The following is a 23263-nucleotide window of genomic DNA, read 5'->3' as shown; positions in this document are numbered from 1 at the left end:
TACAATAGCATAAATCCAACTTTGTTTACCTCATCATTAAAATTAACTTATTATGAAAAAACATTTACACTATGTGCTACTTTTTTTATTTTTAGCGTGCTCCCTTCAAGCCCAAGTTGTGGGTTGGAATCAACCTACCTCAGGAACCCCTACGGTCTTTAGCATTGGAACTTCAACCTCTGGCGTGGAAGTAGGCAGAAGCATTTGTATTGATGCTGCTGGTAATACCTATGTATATGGGATATTTTCAGGCACTGCAGATTTTGATCCAAGCGGAGCGTCTACCACTGCTACAGCCAGTGGGACAGGTTCCGATTTATTTATTGCAAAATACAATGCTGCGGGCGTCTTTCAGTGGGTAGCAAACGGTGGTGTTACTAATTCCAGCGATAATAATTCTGGTAATTTAGGCTCTATAAAAACAGATGGCACAAACGTTTATGTAGTAGGCAGTTTGGCTGTTAGCTCAAACGGTGCAACCTTCACACCAGTTGGCAGCTGTACCACTTGTACAGTACCTTCAAATGCAACTACGACAAGAGGTTTTGTTGGAAAACTCGATGCCGCGACTGGTACATGGCAATGGATCAACACTTTTGGAGGCAATGGATTAATACAAAATAACGGACAAGGTTTGTGTTTAGACCCAACAGGCAATGTCTATGTGAGCGGACAATGCAACGGAACGTTTACACTAGGAGCACTCCCACAAATTTCTACAGCTGATCCAGAAGTATTTTTTGGAAAATTAAATGCTGCTGGTACCTGGCAATGGGCCACAACTGCCGGCGGAACAGGGTCAGATGGTGCTGGGATATCTGGTAGCGGCATAACTTATAATACAAATTTAGACAGACTTACTGCTAGTGGCGTTTATAATAGTACTACTGCTGCCAGTTTTGGTTCATTATCAATTGGAGCTGCAGGTGGTAACAATGATATTTTTTTAACAGAACTAAACCCTACGACGGGTGATTTTTTAAGTGCTTTTGGTTTTGGTGGCACAGGTGCATCAGAAGACTGTGGAGGTATTGTTTATGACCCAAATACTACCGATATATTTCTTGCTGGACAAATGTCGGGCAGTTTAACGCTTCCCGGTTTTGGTACGTTGGCTCAAGCCAGTGCCAGTGGTGATATTTTTGTAGGCCGTTTTACCCCCAATGCAACAGCTCCCAATGGTGTTTTTTCTTGGGCAAAGTCCTTTGGTCTTTCGAGCAGTGATCGTGCTTACGACATAGCCACTAACGCCAATGGAAACATATACATTGCAGGCTGGTTTTCTGGTGCAGGAACCATCGATTTTGGATCAGGTGCTGCCACACAAGTTACTTCCACAGGACCGGCAATGGAAATTTTTGTTGCCGCTTTAACGGTTGGGGGTACAGGAGTTTGGGCGGTGCAAGGAACAGATAACGGAAGTTTATTAGACCAAGCAAGAGGTGTTTGTGCCGCACAAAATACCTCAGGAACAGTGTATGCAACAGGACAGTTCAATACAGGACCAGTAAGTTGGACGCCATCGTCGAATGGAAATGTTATTTCGCTAAGCAATGCAGGAGGAATTGGAGGACAGGATGTATGGGTGGGCAAAATTTATGGTGCAACTATAACTGGAACAATTTTAACTTCAGGTACTACAACTGCATTTACTAGTTGTGCAGGTTCAGTATCAACAGCACAAAATTTTACTGTAAGCGGCTCTGAACTTACAGCCAATATAACGGTTACCGCTCCTACTGGTTTTGAGGTTTCGTTAACTGCTGATAGTGGCTATGCTTCATCAATAACCCTAACACAAACAGGTGGTACGGTAGCTACCACAACGGTATATGTTAGATTATCAGCGACTGCCACAGGTACACCTTCAGGTAATGTAAGTTGTACTTCGACAGGTGCAACTACACAGAACGTAGCTGTTTCGGGATCAGTTACTTCAATAACATTAACAGCAGTATCTCAAACAAACGTTGCTTGCAATGGTGGTTCAACAGGAGCTGCAACCGTAAATGCTGCTACTGGAGGAACAGGCCCCTATACCTACAACTGGACACCTGGAAACCCAACTGGTGATGGAACGGTTTCTGTTACTGGTTTGACAGCGGGAACTTGGACTTGTACCGTAACCGATGCAAATGGATGTTCAACTTCAAGAAATTTTACCATTACCCAACCAACTGCTCTAACAGCTACTGCTATTTCGCAAACCAATGTTTCTTGTTTTGGAGGCTCTAATGGTGCAGCTTCAATCAATACTCCAACTGGAGGTACGCCTGGTTATACTTACAATTGGACACCCGGAAACCCAACAGGTGATGGCACCAGATCCGTAACTGGTTTAATTGCAGGAAATTGGACTTGCACTATAACGGATTCTAATGACTGCACTACTACCGTTACCTTTACCATTACGGAGCCAGGTTCTTTAAATGTTACTGCTGCTTCACAGACCAATGTATCTTGTTTTGGGAACTCTAACGGAGCAGCTTCTGTAAATACCCCAACTGGTGGTACACCAGGATACACCTACAATTGGACACCTGGAAACCCAACAGGCGATGGAACCGCTTCCGTAACTGGTTTAGTTGCAGGAACTTGGACTTGCACAGTAACCGATGCCAATGGATGTACGGCTAATCGAAGCTTTACTATTACACATCCTACGGCTATAAACGCAACTGCGGGTTCTCAAATCAATGTATCTTGTTACGGTGGTTCTAATGGTTCAGCTACCATTTCACCTTCGGGAGGTGTTGGTCCTTATACTTATTCTTGGTCGCCTTCGGGTGGAACAGCTGCAACAGCTACTGGGCTTTCGGCTGGAAATTATACCGTAACCGTAACCGATGCTAATTCTTGTACGGCTACTCGAGGCTTTACTATTACACAACCAACAGCTATCAGTACATCAACTAGTTCCACCAATGTCTCTTGTAACGGTGGATCTAACGGTTCTGCTATCGTTACGCCCTCGGGAGGGGCTGGTGGCTATACTTATTCTTGGTCGCCTTCAGGAGGGACGGCTGCGACAGCTACTGGACTATCCGCTGGAAGTTATACCGTAACTGTAACCGATGCTAATTCTTGTACGGTCACACGAAACTTTACCATTACACAACCTACGGCTTTAAACGCAACTGCGGGTTCTCAAATCAATGTATCTTGTAACGGTGGTTCTAATGGTTCAGCTACCGTTACGCCTTCGGGAGGTGTTGGTCCTTATACTTATTCATGGTCGCCTTCGGGCGGAACGGCTGCTACAGCTACTGGACTAGCCGCTGGAAATTATACTGTAACCGTAACCGATGCTAATTCTTGTACGGCTACTCGAAGTTTTACGATCACCCAACCAACAGCTCTTTCAGTAACGCCTGCATCACAAACGAATGTATCTTGTTTTGGCGGTTCAAATGGTGCTGCTGCTATCAATACTCCAACAGGTGGCGCGGGTGGTTACACTTATAATTGGACTCCTGGAACTCCAACAGGTGATGGAACTACATCAGTGACAGGTTTAGTTGCCGGAACTTGGACATGTACTGTGACTGACGCTAATGGTTGTACCAGCACGCAAAATTTCACAATTACACAACCACCTGCTATTTCAGTAACACCTGCTTCACAAACGAATGTATCTTGTTTTGGCGGTTCAAATGGTGCTGCTGCTATCAATACTCCAACAGGTGGCGCGGGTGGTTACACTTATAATTGGACTCCTGGAACTCCAACAGGTGATGGAACTACATCAGTGACAGGTTTAGTTGCCGGAACATGGACATGTACTGTGACTGACGCTAATGGTTGTACCAGCACGCAAAATTTCACAATTACACAACCACCTGCTATTTCAGTAACACCTGCTTCACAAACTAATGTATCTTGTTTTGGAGGTTCAAATGGTGCCGCTACTATCAATACTCCAACAGGAGGAGCTGGTGGATACACCTACGATTGGACACCGGGGAATCCAACCGGAGATGGCACAAGATCTGTAACTGGATTGTCTGCTGGAACTTGGACTTGTACTGTGACGGATGCTAATGGTTGTACCAGAAATCAAAATTTTACTATTACACAACCTACGGCTTTAAACGCAACTGCGGGTTCTCAAATCAATGTATCTTGTAACGGTGGTTCTAATGGTTCAGCTTCCGTTACCCCTTCGGGAGGTGTTGGTCCTTATCTTTATTCTTGGTCGCCTTCAGGTGGGACGGCTGCGACAGCTACTGGACTTTCGGCTGGAAGTTATACCGTAACCATAACCGATACTAACGCATGTACGGCTACTCGCAACTTTATCATTACACAACCCACGGCTTTAACCGCAACTGCGGGTTCGCAAGCCAATGTATCTTGTAACGGCGGATCTAATGGTTCAGCTTCCGTTACCCCTTCGGGAGGTGTTGGTCCTTATACGTATTCTTGGTCGCCTTCAGGTGGAACAGCTGCAACAGCTACTGGGCTTTCTGCTGGAAATTATACCGTAACCGTAACCGATGCTAATTCTTGTACGGCTACTCGAAGCTTTACTATTACACAACCCACGGCTATCAGTACAGCAACTGGTTCACAAACCAATCTATCTTGCAATGGTGGATCTAATGGTTCAGCTACCGTTACCCCTTCGGGAGGTGTTGGGCCTTATACCTATTCTTGGTCGCCTTCGGGTGGAACGGCTGCTACCGCTACTGGTCTTGCCGCTGGAAGTTATACCGTAACCGTAACCGATGCTAATTCTTGTACGGCTACTCGAAACTTTACTATTACACAGCCCACGGGTATGAGTATGGCAACTGGTTCGCAAACCAATGTCTCTTGCAATGGCGGCTCTAATGGTTCGGCTACCGTTATGCCTTCGGGAGGGGCTGGTGGCTATACTTATTCTTGGTCACCTTCAGGTGGAACGGCTGCTACTGCAACCGGATTAAGTGCAGGAACCTATACTGTAACGGTAACCGATGCTAATTCTTGTACGGCTACTAGAGACTTTACTATTACACAACCCACGGCAATTGATTTTACCACAACTGTATTACCTGATTATGATTATAATAATGGGTATAGTCAAACTATAGTGACTTCAAGAGGAACAGGAACTAAAACCTATGCTGTTACAGCGGGAAGTTTGCCTTCTGGTTTTTCGCTATCAACAGCTGGAGAGATCACTGGTATTTCGACTCAGATTGCTGATAGTAATTTTACGGTTACTGCTACTGATGCTAATGGTTGTACGGCTACCTATAATTATGTCTTGAAATTAAATCAAATCCCAATTACTGTAACTGCAACACCTTCTCAAACTAAAGTATATGGGGAGAGTGATCCTGTTTTAACTTATACTGTATCACCAAGTTTGCTTTCTGGAGATTCATTTACAGGATCTTTAACCAGAGTTAGTGGTGAAGACATTGGGAATTATGCTATTGATCAAGGTTCGCTTTCAGCTGGGTCAAAATATTTAATTACTTATGTTGGAGCTAACCTTACTATTACGGCAAAACCAATTACCGTAACGGCAACCCCATCACAAACGAAAGTTTACGGAGCAACTGATCCTGTTTTTGTTTATAGCGTTTCACCAAGTTTAGTAGGCAGTGATTCCTTTACTGGGGCATTATCTAGAGTTGCAGGTGAAAACACTGGAACTTATACTATTAACCAAGGAAGTTTGAGTGCTGGATCTAATTATACGATTAGTTACGCAGCTGCTAACTTTACTATTACGGCAAAACCAATTACCGTAACCGCAACTTCTTCGCAAACAAAAGTTTATGGAACCTCAGATCCTGTTTTTGCTTATACCGTTTCACCAAATTTAGTTGGTAGTGATACTTTTACTGGAGCATTATCTAGAGTTGCAGGTGAAAATACTGGAAACTATACCATTACACAAGGAAACTTAAGTTCAGGTTCTAATTATACCATTACTTATGTCAGTAAAGATTTTGTTATCACCGCCAAACCTATTACCGTAACCGCTGATGCTTCACAAACAAAAGTTTATGGAAGTGCCAATCCAGTTTACTCTTATACTTTCTCGCCAAGCTTAGTTAGTGGTGATTCATTTACTGGAACTTTACTAAGAACTGCTGGTGAGGACATTGGAAACTATGCTATCACACAAGGAAGTTTAAGTGCTGGATCTAATTATACGATTACTTATATAAGAAACGATTTTACTATTACTGCGAAACCAATCACAGTAACGGCAAATGCTTCACAAACCAAAGTATATGGAACAATAGATCCTGTTTTTACCTATACTGTTTCTCCGAGTTTAGTAAGCGGTGATTCTTTCACTGGAGCTTTAACAAGAGTTGATGGAGTGAATGTGGGTGCTTACCCTATAACACAAGGATCGTTAAGTGCAGGTTCAAATTATACCATCCTATATAATGGCTCCAATTTTACAATTACCAAAGCAGATCAGGCAATTACTTGGAATCAGACCTTGGGATTAGGTTGTAATGGAGAAACTAGTCTTGTTATGACTGCTGTTGCTTCTAGTGGTTTAGCCGTAAATTACACTTCATCCAATCCGGCTATTGCTAGTGTATCAAATAAATCAGTACTTTTCCAAAATTACGGGTCCGCCACTATAACAGCTTCACAACCGGGCAACATGAATTATAATGCAGCTCCACCTGTAGTTTTACCGGTAGTGGCTAGTCAGCCTAACCTGATTAGAAAACAATTTGAAAATATTATCTTCTTTGACAATAGTTCTACGAGTTTTAAATCGTATAGCTGGTATAAAAATGGGGTTTTAGTGCCGGGTCAAACTTCGCAATATTTCAAAGAAAGTGGCGCCTTGAATGGAACTTATTATGCTGTAGCAACAAAATTAGATGGAACATTAATTACAACCTGTCCATTAACTTTATCTCCATCAGTGGAAGATGAGTATATAAGAATTGTTCCAAACCCTGTTAGAAGTAATGCGAGTTTCCAATTGACTACGAATGTTAGTTCAGGTAAATTACAAAATGCGCGTGTTGAGCTTTTTAATTTAATAGGAAACTTGTTAACTACTATAAATACAAGTCAAAACACTATTGACATGATCGCTCCGAGTGTTGAGGGACTTTATATTGTGAAAATGACCTTAACCAATGGTAAATATTTCACTAAAAACCTTTTAGTAAAAAATTAAAGTAATTTATTGCATAAGACCTCCTCATTTTTAATGAATGAGGATGGTTTATGCTTATCAAAAACAAGTTTGCGTAAGCAAAAAACCAATAAATAAAAGGTGATAACATACAGAAACGCTAAAAAAAATTACATCTATGAAATTCAATAGTAAAAACATAATTGGAACTATAGCTTTCTTAATTTCCCAAGGAATAGCTGCACAGTTTTATGTAGGTATACAGTCGGGAATAGGAGTTATTCAGAGTGATATTGCAGGTCTAAAAACAGGTAATCGCCTAGGCGGAGCTGTAAAGGCAGGTTATATCTACTCTTTAACAACTCATTTCGGTATTGGTTCGGGGCTAGAATTCTCACAATACCAACAAGAAGTTTTTTTGTCTGAGCCTTCTGCAACGCTTACTAGTTTCGAAATTGACGCTTCAACTTCAGCGTTTAACTATAACGTTAGCACGAAGAATTACAGAGAAAGGCAAACTTTACATGCTTTGCAAATTCCTCTTTTCGTGCAGTATAAAACAATTGCCAACAAGGGTATTGAAGTTAACTTTAGAGCCGGTGTTAACTATTTTTTACCTGTAAACTATAAAGTTAAAGCAACTGCCGATTACGTAAATGGTAGCGCTTATTATCCAGATGTAAACCTGACTATTGATGATTTACCAGAATATGGTTTTGGTGGTCAGGCTAATTATTCTTCATCAGGAAAGTATAGCACTAAAGGCATTATAATGAGTTCCTTTGAACTAGGATTTACATTTGATATGGGCAGTAAGCATTCGCTCTATGCGGCCATGTTTTTTGAAAATGGATATGGTACCATTTTGAACCAAAACAAGAATGAGTCCTATATTGGTTATAACCCAACCTCTGTTTCTGATAGAGCAGCTAATGGTTTGTACAGTACTGATAAAGATGCGGAGATTAAACCTATAGCTTTTGGTGTAACACTAGGATGGAATTTTAAATAAGTCTATTTTTTAAATTACTGCGAAAGGTCTTGACTCAATCAAGGCCTTTTTTTTCAAAAGGTTCTCTTTCAAAGCATCCTTTTGATCTGCATTGGCCATCCCTTTTCACTCATCTTAACTGTATACTGTGGCTTTGCAAAACCAATTGCACACAAAGGCACAGCGAGGCAAAATATGTTTTAATCCTTTGACTATTTGGCGTCAGCTACGGATAGTCCTGCAGCCTCCTTGCTATTTTACTTTTTCAACATCTCTTTTACCTCATCCAAATCACCATCTATAGTCTCCGTTTTTAATCCCAAAATAGTAGCAATTAATGGATAAACACTAACGTTACGAAAAGACTTTACTTCTTTTCCCCTGTTGAAATTCGGGCCTTTGGCATAAAAAATTGCTTGCATGTCTTTCATAGTATTATCGTAACCATGCGTGCCACCGCTTACTTTTTGCTCTAGTTTGTTGACCAAACTATACCCCGCCTCTGCTTCAACTACAAAATCTAAAGCTCTTGGATTGGTACCAAAATGAAATCTTTCAGGTACTTCGTTAGTAGGATACCATTTGATGTGGGGCACATTTTTTAAAGCGTCGGCAATAGCTTTTTTATATCCAGGTTTAGCTTCAATACTCATAATCGGGTTGATTACAGCGGCATATCCGTACCATTCTGGTTTCAGATAGTCTAAAATAGCGACTTTTTTGTCGTTGCTAATGTCCGTCATTCCGTGATCTGAAACTACAATCAAGTTGATTTCTTTTCCGATTGGAAGTGCGTCTAACTTTTGCATAAGTTGCCCAATAACAGCATCTACTTGTGGCACCATTTTTTTATTTTCTTCCGACATGGGGCCGTAATTGTGTCCTGTTTCATCGGGCTGATCAAAATACAAGGTAATTAAATGCGGACGATTGGCTTCGGGAAGGCTGAGCCACTCGATTACGGTATTAATTCTGCTTTCATAACTGACTGATTCGTCATATTCTTTGAAAATACTGGCACTTTTTACACCGGTGTCTGAACCTGGCCAATAGAAACAAGCTGCTTTAACCCCTTGTTCTTCGGCAAGATTCCAAATGGGATTCCCTCCATAGAATTCGCCATTTTTTTTGGCAGCGGTTTTTAGGGTAAATATTTTTTGGGTTGCGGGATCATAAAAATTATTATTGATTATCCCATGATGGTCTGGATATAAACCTGTAACCATAGCATAATGATTAGGAAAGGTTTTGGTTGGGTAACTGGGTTGCATGGACTCGGCTTTTACCCCATATTTTGCCAAGCTATCCAAATTGGGGGTTTCAAAATATTGAGGATAATCCCATCTAAATCCGTCTAAGGAAACTAAAATTACATATGGTTTTTGTTGCTCTTGCGCTGTTATTCCAAAACTGACTATCCATAGCACCGCTAAATATAAGTATTTCATCTGTAGTATTTTGTCAACAAATATACGACATCGTTTTATCATTAAACAAACCAGAACTCTATAAGGAATCGTTAAATAAATCACCCCTTAGCAATAGCAATGAAAGGGGCATGCCTTTTGATACTATTTCGCTCACTAACAACCACTTAAACCAAATAAAATGCTAAAAAAAACCCTTTTAATAGAAAACAAATCATCTATTTCAGCCAAAAATTTACAGCTCATCATTAAATCCGAAACTAGAGAAGGAACCATTCCCATTGAAGAAATCGGTTTTTTGGTTTTGGATCATCCCGAAATTTACATAAGCATTCCCGCCATGAATTTGTTAATCGAAAACAATTCGGCAGTGATTATTTGTAATAAAAACCACCTCCCCAACGGGCAATTTCTCAATTTGAATAGCCATCATATCCAGCAAGAAATCTTCAAAAATCAAATCGAAGCCTCCTTACCTCTCAAAAAACAATTGTGGCAGCAAACCATAATCGAAAAAATTACTAATCAAGGTCTTTTACTCCAAAAATTAACTGGCCAACAAAACACCTTGCCTTTTTTGGCTTCCAAAGTATTGAGTGGCGATAGTAGCAATATGGAAGGCGTTGCTGCAAGTCACTATTGGAAACGCTTTTTTGAAACTACGGACATCGCCTTCAAAAGGGAACGATTTGGTGATTATCCCAATAATTTTCTCAATTACGGTTATGCAATTTTGAGAGCCGCCACTGCAAGAGCCCTTTCGGGTAGCGGACTATTGAACACCTTAGGTATTCATCATAAAAGCAAATACAATGCTTTTGCGCTGGCCGATGATATTATGGAACCCTTTCGCCCGCTCGTGGATGAAAAAGTATTTGCAATCGTACATCAGCATGAAGAACAAGACCTCAACACTAAGATCAAAGCTGACTTATTACAACTACTAACGCAAACCGTTTATTTTGAAGACGAAAAGAGTCCGTTGATGGTGGCGTTACAAAAAACCGCCAGTTCCTTGCAGCAATGCTATACTGGCGAACGCAAGAAAATAAAATATCCTAAACTATGGACTTAAACGGCTACCGAATTATGTGGTTATTTGTATTTTTTGACCTGCCCACCGAAACCAAAAAGGATAGAAGAAACGCTTCTCAATTTAGAGGTAATTTGCTCAAAGACGGTTTCAGTATGATGCAATTTTCGGTATATATCCGGCATTGTGCCAGTAGTGAAAGCGCCGATGTACACGAAAAAAGGATTCACCAACTCTTACCTCCTATGGGAAAAGTAAGTATACTTCGCATCACCGACAAACAATTTGGCAACATTATGAATTTTTGGGGCAAAGCCGAAGTACCAAAAGCTCCCCAACCCACACAATTGGAACTGTTTTAAACTACAAAATAAAAAATGCCTCAATCTTGCTTTATCAGGGCAAAAAAGAGGCATTTTTTATGACGATATTTTCAATTAATCTCTTGATTATTAGAAGGTAGCACACCAACTAATATCGTGTCTTCTAATCTTTAATCAAACCACAACACAGACAATCACTACCTTTGCGCTCCAATAATATCGTGTCTTCTAATCTTTAATCAAACCACAACCACACACACACACACACACACAAATATCGTGTCTTCTAATCTTTAATCAAACCACAACTTTGTCTGGCTTTTGCAATATTTTCCTGAAAATATCGTGTCTTCTAATCTTTAATCAAACCACAACTAAGCGGACTTCCGTTGATTGAAGAATTATAATATCGTGTCTTCTAATCTTTAATCAAACCACAACAGGCGTTAAGCAAATACCGTTAGAGATAATAATATCGTGTCTTCTAATCTTTAATCAAACCACAACGTTCACGCATACTTGTAATTTTGTTTTGCAAATATCGTGTCTTCTAATCTTTAATCAAACCACAACTTGGCAATCTGAATTCGATAAAGTAAGCGAAATATCGTGTCTTCTAATCTTTAATCAAACCACAACTCTCACGCGATAAGTACATCTCCTGACGAAATATCGTGTCTTCTAATCTTTAATCAAACCACAACTAACGATCATTATCACAACACCTAAAAGCAAATATCGTGTCTTCTAATCTTTAATCAAACCACAACTTTTTTAACCTGTGCTTTGTAGTATTTGTAAATATCGTGTCTTCTAATCTTTAATCTTATCACAATAAGGCTATATGCCGTAGGTGAAAACCTTTAGTCCTGCTTCGGTGGGACTTTTTTTATATCTTTAAGTCCACTTAAAACTACATTTTTAATTCTTACTTTTACTTTTCAAAAAAAACTATCCTCCATGTCTGAATTATTTTCTTTTTTATTGGTTTTTATCGTTGCGCTTGGTCTTGGTCTTTTTATAGGCAAACTGTTGTTTTCGGCTCGTTTTGACACTCAAAAAATAAGCTTAGAAGAAAAAATCAATGCTGCTCAACATTTGCTACAACAACAAAAAGAACAAGCTATACTTGATAAAACTACTTTCGAAAAACAATTGCAAAATAGTCTTCAAGAAAAAGAAATCATTCGAAATGAAAAAGATAGTTTGGCCATTCAACTCTCTAAAAAAGAAGTGGATTTTGATAATTTGTTAGAGCGTCATAAAGAACAAAAAAATGAGGTGGAACAACTTCAGGAAAAATTCACCAAAGAATTTGAAAATCTGGCCAACAAAATTCTAGATGAAAAATCGAATAAATTTACTGAGCAAAACAAAGAAAACATGAAAAATATCTTAAGTCCGCTTCAAGATAAGATTCAGTTATTCGAGAAAAAAGTCGAAGATACCCACAAAGAAAGCATTGATTATCATGCGGCGCTGCGTCAGCAAATTCTAGGGCTTCGCGAAATGCATTTACAAATGAGCAAGGAAACCATCAACTTGACCAAAGCATTAAAAGGCGATAGTAAAATGCAAGGGAATTGGGGCGAACTGGTATTAGAACGCGTGCTCGAGAAGTCGGGCTTAGAGAAAGGACGTGAATACGAAGTGCAACAAAGTCACGTTACCGAAGCCGGTAATCGTGTGTTTCCAGACGTGGTGATTAACCTGCCTGATGGCAAAAAAATGATTGTCGATTCGAAAGTTTCTTTAACTGCCTATGAAAAATACATTAACGAAGACGATGAACTGACCAAAACACAGTTGTTAAAAGAACATGTTTTATCCATCAAACGTCATGTCGATCAATTGGGGGAGAAAAATTATCAGGATTTGTACCAAATGGAAAGTCCCGATTTTGTATTGCTTTTTATTCCGATAGAGCCGGCTTTTGCCATTGCGTTAAATGAAGATACCAGCTTGTACAATAAAGCTTTTGAAAAGAATATTGTAATTGTTACCCCTTCTACGCTATTGGCGACTTTGCGAACAATTGATAGTATGTGGACCAACCAAAAACAACAAGAAAATGCCGTTGAAATCGCCCGTCAAGCCGGAGCTTTGTATGATAAGTTTGAAGGTTTTGTAGGTGATTTAATCAAAATAGGAAAGAAAATCGACGAGAGTAAAGTGGAATACGGAGCTGCCATGAATAAGCTAGTGGAGGGCAAAGGCAACCTAATTGTAAGTGTAGAAAAATTAAAAAAGATGGGGGCCAAAGCCAAAAAAGCTTTGCCCGAAAATGTATTAAAAAGAGCTGAAAATGATACCAACAACCTTATAAACTAAAACAAATGAAAAAAATTGCCGCTTTATTGCTACTCGCTGGAGTGCTAATCGTTTCTATTTATATGGCTTTTATTTATTACATCCCTGTAAGTGATGGTGTGCGCTCTGGAGAATTGATTCGCTTGAGTCACAAAGGAGTGGTCATCAAAACTTGGGAAGGTGAATTGAGCCAAGGCATTTCGGGTGCCCAAATTTTTCGTTTTTCTGTATTAGACAAAGATCAAGCTGTAATCGACAGTTTAAAGTTGTTTCAGGGGCACTATGTTCGTTTGACTTATGAAGAAAAAAAACGTACTTTTATGTGGTGGGGCGAAACCCGATTTTTTATCACCTCGGTTCAAAAAGAAGCCTCTCCATTTAATAATCGATAAGGAATGACTACCGAATTCAAACCCGTATCTGCTTCTCATGTTACTATTTCAGAATTGATGTTGCCTTCGCATACTAATTTTAGTGGCAAAATTCACGGAGGCTATATTTTATCTTTGTTGGATCAAATTGCTTTTGCTAGTGCCTCTAAATTTTCTGGAAATTATTGTGTCACCGCCTCTGTCGATACTGTAAATTTTTTACAGCCAATAGAAGTTGGCGAATTGGTCACCATGAAAGCCTCAGTCAATTATGTAGGACGAAGCTCAATGATTGTAGGCATCCGAGTAGAAGCCGAAAACATCCAAACGGGCGCCATTAAGCATTGTAATTCGTCCTATTTTACGATGGTTGCCAAAGACGCTAGTGGCAAAAGTGTTTCCGTTCCGGGATTAGAACTCAAAAACCTAGATGATGTACGTCGCTTTAGTAATTGTTTAAAACAAATCGAACTCAAAAAAGTGCACGAAGTACATGAAGAAGAATTTGAATATTGTTCTCCAGAAAATCTAGCACATCTTTCGCAATACCGTATTCGTTTAAAATTATAAGAGAAAATAGTCTACTAAAATATAATTGCTAAAAACAATTAAATAATGTAACTTTAAGAGATTCAATTTCTTGGTTCCTATGAAAAAAATCTCTTTTCTTTTCTTATTTTTCTACTTCTTACCTATTCATGCTCAGGAGTGTTTGTCTACTTCTAAAGGGTTCGTCTATTTTGAAGCTTCGGTTCCTTTATTCGAAGAAGTGAAAGCTGTCAACCCATCCGTGAAATGTTTGGTAAAATTAAAAACCAGCGCAATCAGTTGCACTATTCTCATCAAACAATTTCAATTCAAAAAAGACTTAATGCGCGCACATTTTAATGACAATTACTTAGAAAGCCACCGTCATCCCAAAGCCACATTCATAGGTACTATTGACAAATTTGATTATAAATCACTTACGGAAGAACCTACTGAATACCAAATAAAAGGTACCATCAAAATACGCGGTAAATCGAAGCCCATTATTTGTAAAGCTTCCTTAAAAAAAGTACCCAAAGGCATGGAAATCAATTCCTCGTTTGTTTTAAACACAGATGATTTCAATATCGAAATACCATTTATTGTAGCTACTAAAATATCCAAGCAAGTCCAAACTACTTTAAAACTTGTGGTTTTAGAATAAGAAATTGGCACTCAAAATAATTATAAACTATGAATAGACTACAAAATTTCCTTGATTTACATAAAGGAGAAGAAGACAAACAAAAAGTATTAGAAAACGTAAAGTCGAACATTTCCTTTAGAGGTTCGACCGTTTGGATATTAGCATGTGCTATTGTGGTGGCCTCGGTGGGATTGAATGTAAACTCAACCGCAGTTATTATTGGCGCTATGCTCATTTCACCTTTGATGGGACCAATTGTTGGTGCGGGATTTAGTTTGGGAATTTATGATTTTGAATTGTTAAAAAAGGCAGCCAAAAACCTAATTATTGCCACTTTAGTGAGTTTGTTGGTCTCCACGATTTATTTTACCCTTAGTCCGTTTAAAGAAACCCAATCTGAATTGTTGGCGCGTACCTCACCCAATATTTATGATATTCTGATTGCATTTTTTGGTGGACTAGTAGGAGTTATCGCTATCACAAGAGTCGAAAAAGGAAATCCTATTCCTGGTGTTGCTATTGCTACTGCATTGATGCCTCCTTTATGTACCGCAGGCTATGGCTTAGCCATAGGGAACTGGAAATATTTTCTAGGAGCGCTTTTTCTTTACACCATCAATTGCGTATTCATTTGCATTTCCACTTTTGTAATTGTAAAATATTTAAAGTATCCTGAAGTCAATCATGTTAATCCAAAATACCGCAAACAAATAAAATATACCATTTCAACCCTTATCGTGCTATTGATTGTACCCAGTGTCTATTTTGCCTATTTATTAGCCCAAGAAAAGCAATACAAACAAAGAGTAGAGCTCTTTTTAAATGATGAATTTAACGACAAAGGGTTTGCTATTTTGTACCAAAAAATCAATTACAACAAAAACCCAAGAAGTATTGAGTTAGCTTTTTTAAATAAAAAAATAACCAAGCTCGAAATTCAAAACTTAAGTGCATTGCTTAAAAAATATCATATCGACAATACTGAATTAGTCATTAAGCAAGACACCACTGATATCAAGAAATACATATTGGAAAATAATGCTACCGAAAAAGCTAAAGAAAACGAAAAAGATGTCATGATTCTGAATTTAGAAAACAAACTCAAATCGTATAGCTACAACAATAATGCATTACGAGAGGAAATTGCCATTTTGTTTCCTGAAATAAGCAACATTTCGGTAGCCAACCACATTTTTAATGAAAATAGTGACAGTACATTTACCAAAACGATTGCCATTTACAAGAGTACAAAAAATCTAACTCCCAATGATGAAGAAAAACTAAAAGAATGGCTTAAGAAAAGAATCTCCCGAAATAGTATAGCAGTTTATCGCGAAAAAGAAGATTAATCTATTTCAACACACGATTCACCTGTGCAAAATTTCGACTATAATATCCTTCTTTTGTAGAAGAAATAATTACACCATTATTTGTTGAAGAATGAATAAATTTAATCTCTTCCCCAACTACATCGACTACCATACCTACATGGTTGATTCGTCCACTGCCTCGGGTTTTAAAGAAAATCAAATCTCCCTTTTGGGCTTCTGTTGGTGTAACTCTTATGCCGATATTCGCTTGTTGACTTGAAGAACGCGGTAATTTTATATCCAGCGCACTAAACGTAGAACACATTAAGCCAGAACAATCAAAACCGGCTCTTGTTGTACCCCCTGGCCTATAACGAATGCCTAAATTATCAGACGCTTTGGCAATTAAATCATCTGCGATGGAGTAATCCCCAAAAAAATTAGTAGAAGTAGGTTCAGCAACTGCCGCATCTACCTTAGCTTCTGTTTCATTCACGGCTATGGCATTACCACCTTCTTTAATTTTTAGTACTTCGCCAACTTTTAATTTTTTATGAATCGAGGGATTTAATTTTTCTAATGCTGCGACCGTAATTCCGTATTTTTTAGCAATACCGAATTTTGTTTCTTTTGGTAAAACCTCATGAATAGTTGCTGTTGTTTCAGCAGAAGTACTAGCATTAGTGGCTGATGTTTGTGTCACAACTTGCTCACTGGCTACGGTAACTGGAGTTTCTGTCTTAACTGGAGACGGATTTGAAACTTCAACTATTTTGCCCCCTTCATTTGTTTTGTTTTGCAATGGTACATTCAGTTTCTTCCCAATTTCAAGGCCTTTGGCAACAATACTTGGATTCCATTTTTCAAGTTCTTGGACTGAAATTCCATAGCGCTTAGCGATGCCATACTTTGTTTCACTTGCTACTACTTCATGAATTTGTTGCTCTTCGTTCACCGTATTTGGAACTATAAACTCACTAATAGGGTTATTATTTGAGGAAATCGCTGTGTTTTGTTCTGATTCGCTTACCGAAGCAATGGCTGGCTCTTCTTTTAATTCGAAGTTTTCAGGAACTACTAATTTTATTTTTTTCCCAATTTGCAATCCTACCTTCTCAATGGAAGGATTACTTTTTTTTATGGCTTCTACGGTAAGATTATGTTTTTTTGCAATACCAAATAAGGTTTCTTTAGGCAAAACTTCGTACTGAATTTCCTTGGTATTTTTCTTTTTCTGTGCTAATTCTTTTTGAGCCGCTTCCTTTTTATACTTCTTATTTGGAATTTTCAAAACCGAATTTAACTTTAAAATCCCTGAAGCTTTTGGGTTTAAATCAAAAATTACTTTTTGACTCACATGATACTTTTCGGCTATGGTAGAAATAGTTTCCCCTTGAGAAATTTTATGTTCAATAAATTTTTCTTGTGAAAAAACAGTTGTAGTGGTACAAACCAAGAGCCCAAATAGTATTCTAAAGTACTTCATCCTTATTTTTTACAAATTGTGGTGTTATTTTTATCAAAAAGCCTATTTCACAGAAATTAGATTAAAAAAAACGGTTTTTTTAGATTAAAAACATCGTTTTTATCAAGAATTACAAATATACCTTTTTTTGGCAATTTAAAAATGTTAAAACTATTATAAAATCAATTCATAAATTCATCCTAGATCATCAAAAAAGCTCCAAAGTTACCTAAGGAGCTTACCATAAATTTTTTACATGTATTACGCTTGACCTGCCGTTGCGATTAAGTTTAATGCAGAACCCGCCACAAACCAACCTATTTGACTTTCATTGTAGGTATGATTTGCCAAAATCATATCTTTCGTTCCCTCTGCATGAACTACTTCTATTTTTAAGGGTTTTCCAGGTGCAAACTCAGTTAAGTCTAAGAAATTGATGGTGTCGTCTTCTTGTATTTTATTATAATCCAACTCATTATCAAAAGTCAAAGCCAACATGCCTTGCTTTTTCAAGTTTGTTTCATGAATACGTGCAAATGATTTTACCAAAACGGCTTTAACGCCTAAAAATCGAGGTTCCATTGCCGCATGTTCCCTTGAAGATCCCTCTCCATAATTATGATCCCCCACAACTATAGAAGGAATTCCTGCTGCTTTATAAGCTCTCTGAACCGCTGGAACTGCGTCATAACTTCCCGTTAATTGATTTTTCACCTCGTTTGCTTTTTGGTTAAAAGCATTGATGGCTCCAATCAACATATTGTTGGAAATATTATCCAAATGGCCTCGAAAACGCAACCAAGGGCCAGCCATAGAAATATGATCTGTAGTACATTTGCCAAAAGCTTTAATCAAAAGCTTAGCACCAGTTATGTTCTTGCCATCCCAAGCTTCAAAAGGAGCCAATAATTGCAAGCGGTCTGAAGTTGGACTAACTACGATTTGTACTTTCGAACCATCCTCTGCCGGAGCTTGAAAACCCGTATCGTCCACCTCAAATCCTCTTTTGGGCAATTCATCACCAAAAGGAGCATTCAATTTCACGGGTTCTCCATTATCATTCAACAAACTATCGGTTAGTGGGTTAAAATCCAATCTTCCTGAAATCGCTAGCGCTGCCACCATTTCCGGGGAAGTTACGAAGGCGTGTGTATTGGGATTCCCATCGGCTCGTTTAGAAAAATTACGATTGAATGAGTGTACAATAGTATTTTTTTCTCCTTTATCCGCTCCTGCCCTATCCCATTGCCCGATACAAGGACCGCAGGCATTGGTAAACACTTTGGTTCCCATTTTTTCGAAAGTGGCAATAATTCCGTCTCTCTCTATAGTATATCGAATTTGCTCAGAGCCTGGATTAATTCCAAATTCCGCTTTTGGGGTAATTCCATGAGCCACCGCTTGCTCCACAATAGAAGCGGCTCGAGCCATATCTTCATAAGAAGAATTGGTACAAGAACCTATGAGTCCCCATTCTACTTTTATAGGCCAACCATTCGCTGCTGCTTCTGCCTTCATTTTCGAAACTGGAGTTCCTCTATCTGGAGTAAATGGTCCATTGATATGAGGCTCCAATTCTGATAAATTAATCTCAATCAATTGGTCAAAATAGTGTTCAGGATTACCATATACTTCAGGGTCGGCAGTTAAATAGGAAGCAACAGCGTCTGCAGCATCAACCACATCCTGACGTCCCGTAGCTGCTAAATACCTACGCATAGCATCATCATACCCAAACGTAGAAGTCGTCGCACCAATTTCAGCTCCCATATTACAAATCGTTCCTTTACCGGTACAAGACATACTAATGGCGCCTTCACCGAAATACTCTACTACAGCTCCAGTTCCTCCTTTCACAGTTAGAATATCGGCTACTTTCAAAATGACATCTTTGGGTGCCGTCCATCCTGATAATTTACCTGTTAATTTTACACCAATAAGCTTTGGAAACTTTAATTCCCATGACATCCCTGACATTACATCTACCGCATCAGCTCCACCAACACCTATGGCTAACATCCCTAAACCACCTGCATTTACGGTATGTGAGTCGGTACCGATCATCATTCCGCCTGGAAAAGCATAATTCTCTAAGACAATTTGATGAATAATTCCTGAGCCTGGTTTCCAAAATCCAATACCGTATTTATTAGAAACCGACGATAAAAAATCAAATACCTCTTTCGATTGCGTATTGGCTACAGCCAAATCAGATTTAGCTCCGTTTTTGGCCAAAATCAGGTGATCGCAATGAACGGTTGTTGGGACAGCTACTGTTTTCTTTCCCGCATGCATGAATTGCAACAAAGCCATTTGTGCGGTGGCATCTTGACAAGCTACCCTGTCAGGCGCAAAATCTACATAGTCCCTTCCTCTTTCGTAAACAGACACTGCCTTAGTATCCCAGAGATGACTGTAAAGAATCTTCTCTGTTAGCGTAAGAGGCCGACCAACAATCTCTCTAGCAGCATCAACACGTTCAGCCATACTGGCGTACACTTTCTTAATCATTTCAATATCAAAAGCCATAAGATAAATTTGTTTTAGTTATTCATTTTTGAACATCCCAATTTACGACAAATAAAGTAGCAAATAAAAAAAGCCCGAGTTAATATACTCGGGCTTTGCATTTTATAAATATTTATTAAAGAATTACATCACTAATTGTTTGTTTGATGGCGAAAACTTAGTCAAGTTGATTCCCTCAACAGCTGCAATGTACTCTTCGATAGTTGGTGTTCTACCAAGAACGGTAGACAAGACTACCACTGGCGTAGAAGAAAGTAAGGATTCTCCCTTTTTACCTTCTGCGTCCTCTACTACTCTTCCTTGGAAAAGACGAGTAGATGTAGCCATTACAGTATCTCCTTTCGAAGCTTTTTCTTGGTTACCCATACAAAGATTACACCCTGGACGCTCTAAATACAACATATTTTCATATTCCGTACGTGCAGCAGCTTTCGGTGCATTATCATCAAATTCAAAACCAGAATATTTTTGTAATACTTCCCAGTCGCCTTCCGCTTTCAACTCATCAACAATATTATACGTTGGTGGAGCTACTACTAGAGGAGCTTTGAACTCTACTTTACCGTTTTGTGCTTCGATGTTTTTAAGCATTTGTGCCAAAATTTTCATGTCGCCTTTATGCACCATACAAGAACCAATAAAGCCAAGATCTACTTTTTTATCTCCTCCATAAAAAGACAAAGGTCTAATGGTATCGTGAGTATATCGTTTAGATACATCAGCGTTGTTTACATCTGGATCAGCAATCATTGGTTCAGCAATTTGATCCAAATCGACTTCAACTTCTGCGTAGTATTTAGCATTTGCATCTGGCGTTAAAGCAGGCTTCTCTCCTGATTTAATTTCAGCGATTCTCTTATTTGCTTTATCAATTAAGCCTTTTAGCACTTGATTTTTATTATCCATTCCTTTATCAATCATGATTTGGATTCTGCTTTTGGCAATCTCCAATGATTCGATTAAAGTATTGTCTTCAGAAATACAGATAGCCGCTTTGGCTTTCATTTCAGCTGACCAGTCAGTAAAAGTAAAGGCTTGATCCGCAGTAAGTGTTCCAATATGCACCTCGATAACTCTACCTTGGAAGACATTTTCTCCACCAAACTTCTTAAGCATTTGGGCTTGTGTAGCATGAACAACATCACGGAAATCCATGTATTCTTTCATACTTCCTTTGAATGTAACTTTCACTGATTCTGGAATAGGCATTGATGCTTCACCAGTAGCCAAAGCCAAAGCCACGGTTCCTGAGTCAGCTCCAAAAGCAACTCCTTTAGACATACGGGTGTGAGAGTCACCACCAATAATGATCGCCCAATCATCAACTGTAATATCATTCAATACTTTATGAATTACATCTGTCATAGCATGATAAACTCCTTTTGGATCACGAGCTGTAATCAATCCGAAATCGTTCATGAATTGCATCAGTTTCGGAATGTTTGCCTGTGCTTTTTTATCCCAAACCGAAGCCGTGTGACAACCCGATTGATAGGCGCCATCAACAATTGGTGAAATAACCGTAGCCGCCATAGACTCCAATTCTTGTGCCGTCATCAAACCTGTTGTATCTTGTGAGCCTACAATATTTACCGTTACACGAACATCAGAACCAGCGTGCAATGCTTTGTCTGAAATCGTACCAACCGCATTTCTATTGAATATTTTCTCTACCGCTGTTAAGCCCTGTCCTTCGATTGTAATTTCTTTAGATGGAGCATACACCAAAGGAATTTTGATTCCTAAAAGTTTAGCCGCAAAAGTTTGTACTTTTTTACCAAAAACTATGGCATAAGAACCTCCCGCCTTGATAAACTCCATTTTTTGAGGCGTAAATGCTTTAGAAATGTCAATCAATTCTTGATCGCCATTATACAGTTTTTTGGTTTTAGTATTTATGGTAAAAACCGTACCCGTTGCCACAGAATATGCTTGTTCTAGAATCACTTCTCCATTTTCATCACGAAGAGGTTTTCCCTCTGCATCCAATTTTTTAACCCAGTTTTTAAGATCAATTCCAATTCCACCCGTAACATCAACAGTGGTAAGGAAAATTGGTGAAATTCCATTTGTTCCACCTACAATCGGTGCAAAATTTACAAATGGTACATAAGGGCTGGCTTGTTTTCCAGTCCAAAGTGCCACATTGTTTACACCAGACATTCTTGACGAACCCACTCCCATGGTTCCCTTTTCTGCAATCAACATTACAGACTTATCAGGATGTTGTGCTTGCAACGCTTTAATTTCCTCTTGTGCTTTAGGTGAAATCATGCATTTTCCATGAAGTTCACGATCCGAACGAGAGTGAGCTTGGTTACCTGGAGATAATAAATCGGTCGAAATATCACCTTCTCCAGCTATATAAGCAACTACTTTTATTTCTTCGGCTATTGCTGGAAGTTTAGTAAAAAATTCTGCCTGTGCATAGCTTTCAACAATCTCTTTGGCAATTTCATTACCACTTTCGAACGCTACCTTTAGTCTGTTTAAGTCAGCTTCATAAAGGTACACTTGTGTTTTAAGTACTGATGCTGCTTCTTTAGCGATAGTAGCATCATTACCTAATGCTAAGTCAAGCAACACTTCTATAGAAGGGCCACCTTTCATGTGCGATAACAACTCTAACGCAAAGGCAGGAGTAATTTCTTTCACAACAGATTCTCCTAAAATAATCTCTTTCAAAAACTTTGCTTTTACACCAGCAGCACTAGTTGTACCTGGCAACGTATTGTAAATGAAAAAGTGAAGAGAATCAGCTCGATATTGATTATCAACATCTTTAATTTGCGCAATGATTTCGCTCAACAACTCAGCAGTATCAATTGGCTTAGGGTGTAATCCTTGGATTTTTCGTTCTTCGATCTCCTTGATGTAATCGTGATAAATGCTCATAATGTAGTATGTTAATGACCCTTTTTATTGTTTTTTTTCAATACCAAAAGCCATAATAATTAAGTGTTTTTATTTTTTTATGCAAATTTAGGAATTAAAGCTGAGAATTAAAAAAATTTAATAGAACTCCCCTTTTTGGAAATTATTATTGCTAAAAACAGCACATTACTGATTTTTATTGATAAAAAATCAATTTAATATTAAAATTTTACCAATTCAATATTTTAAAAAGATTTTTTTATCAATATCAAAATAGGACCTAAAATAAAAAAAGGTTCTTTGTTGTATTTCAAACAAAGAACCTTTCTAAATTAGACAACTATA

13 protein-coding genes and 1 CRISPR repeat array are annotated in these 23263 nt (G+C 38.5%); of the genes, 9 read left to right on the top strand and 4 right to left on the bottom strand.

Translation table 11 applies throughout. The features are described from left to right. Positions 1-52: 52 nt before the first annotated feature. The gene (locus FLB_RS13915; protein WP_064716558.1) at positions 53-7153 is read left to right on the top strand and encodes an MBG domain-containing protein; all 7101 of its coding nucleotides are present in this window, start codon (positions 53-55) and stop codon (positions 7151-7153) included. Positions 7154-7289: 136 nt separating this feature from the next. Further along, a complete protein-coding gene (locus FLB_RS13910; protein WP_064716557.1) occupies positions 7290-8123 on the top strand; it encodes an outer membrane beta-barrel protein in 834 nt (277 codons plus the stop codon). Positions 8124-8359: 236 nt separating this feature from the next. On the opposite strand, the gene FLB_RS13905 is transcribed toward FLB_RS13910, so the two are convergent. Further along, complete coding sequence (locus FLB_RS13905; RefSeq protein WP_064716556.1) at positions 8360-9550, bottom strand: ectonucleotide pyrophosphatase/phosphodiesterase; 1191 nt, start codon at positions 9548-9550, stop codon at positions 8360-8362. Between the two features lie 160 nt (positions 9551-9710). On the opposite strand from FLB_RS13905, the gene cas1 reads away from it, so the two are divergent. The 7 genes from cas1 (at position 9711) to FLB_RS13870 (ending at position 16089) form a co-directional block, all read left to right on the top strand. After that, positions 9711-10604: a type II CRISPR-associated endonuclease Cas1 gene (cas1, locus tag FLB_RS13900; protein ID WP_064716555.1), complete on the top strand. Its 894-nt coding sequence runs from the start codon at positions 9711-9713 to the stop codon at positions 10602-10604. After that, positions 10595-10924, top strand: a complete 330-nt coding sequence (gene cas2, locus FLB_RS13895; protein WP_064716554.1) for a CRISPR-associated endonuclease Cas2 — start codon at positions 10595-10597, stop codon at positions 10922-10924. The genes cas1 and cas2 overlap by 10 nt, the downstream gene beginning before the upstream one ends. A 110-nt stretch (positions 10925-11034) precedes the next feature. Next, positions 11035-11722: direct repeats of the CRISPR family, unit length 38 nt; unit sequence AAATATCGTGTCTTCTAATCTTTAATCAAACCACAACT. Positions 11723-11845: 123 nt separating this feature from the next. After that, positions 11846-13216: a DNA recombination protein RmuC gene (gene rmuC / locus FLB_RS13890; RefSeq protein ID WP_064716553.1), complete on the top strand. Its 1371-nt coding sequence runs from the start codon at positions 11846-11848 to the stop codon at positions 13214-13216. 5 nt (positions 13217-13221) lie between these two features. Next, positions 13222-13587 (top strand): hypothetical protein, encoded by a 366-nt coding sequence (locus FLB_RS13885; RefSeq protein ID WP_064716552.1) that lies wholly within the window; start codon positions 13222-13224, stop codon positions 13585-13587. A gap of 3 nt (positions 13588-13590) precedes the next feature. After that, entirely contained in the window at positions 13591-14136 is a 546-nt protein-coding gene (locus FLB_RS13880) for an acyl-CoA thioesterase (RefSeq protein ID WP_064716551.1), read from the top strand. 79 nt (positions 14137-14215) lie between these two features. Next, positions 14216-14758 (top strand): YceI family protein, encoded by a 543-nt coding sequence (locus FLB_RS13875; RefSeq protein WP_064716550.1) that lies wholly within the window; start codon positions 14216-14218, stop codon positions 14756-14758. Between the two features lie 29 nt (positions 14759-14787). After that, positions 14788-16089, top strand: a complete 1302-nt coding sequence (locus FLB_RS13870) for a TIGR00341 family protein (protein WP_064716549.1) — start codon at positions 14788-14790, stop codon at positions 16087-16089. A gap of 1 nt (position 16090) precedes the next feature. Here FLB_RS13870 and FLB_RS13865 read toward each other — a convergent pair whose 3' ends face one another. The 3 genes from FLB_RS13865 to FLB_RS13855 all read right to left on the bottom strand — a co-directional run bounded on the left by FLB_RS13865 (position 16091) and on the right by FLB_RS13855 (position 22939). After that, complete coding sequence (locus FLB_RS13865; RefSeq protein WP_064716548.1) at positions 16091-17536, bottom strand: peptidoglycan endopeptidase; 1446 nt, start codon at positions 17534-17536, stop codon at positions 16091-16093. Between the two features lie 240 nt (positions 17537-17776). After that, a complete protein-coding gene (locus FLB_RS13860) occupies positions 17777-20044 on the bottom strand; it encodes an aconitate hydratase (protein ID WP_064716547.1) in 2268 nt (755 codons plus the stop codon). A gap of 123 nt (positions 20045-20167) precedes the next feature. Beyond that, on the bottom strand, positions 20168-22939 hold the full coding sequence (locus FLB_RS13855; RefSeq protein WP_064716546.1) for a bifunctional aconitate hydratase 2/2-methylisocitrate dehydratase: 2772 nt from the start codon (positions 22937-22939) through the stop codon (positions 20168-20170). Positions 22940-23263 lie beyond the last annotated feature (324 nt).

The organism is Flavobacterium succinicans, from assembly GCF_001662485.1.
GTDB classification, from domain to species: Bacteria; Bacteroidota; Bacteroidia; order Flavobacteriales; family Flavobacteriaceae; genus Flavobacterium; species Flavobacterium succinicans_A.
This window is presented reverse-complemented; position numbering and strand designations above follow the sequence as displayed.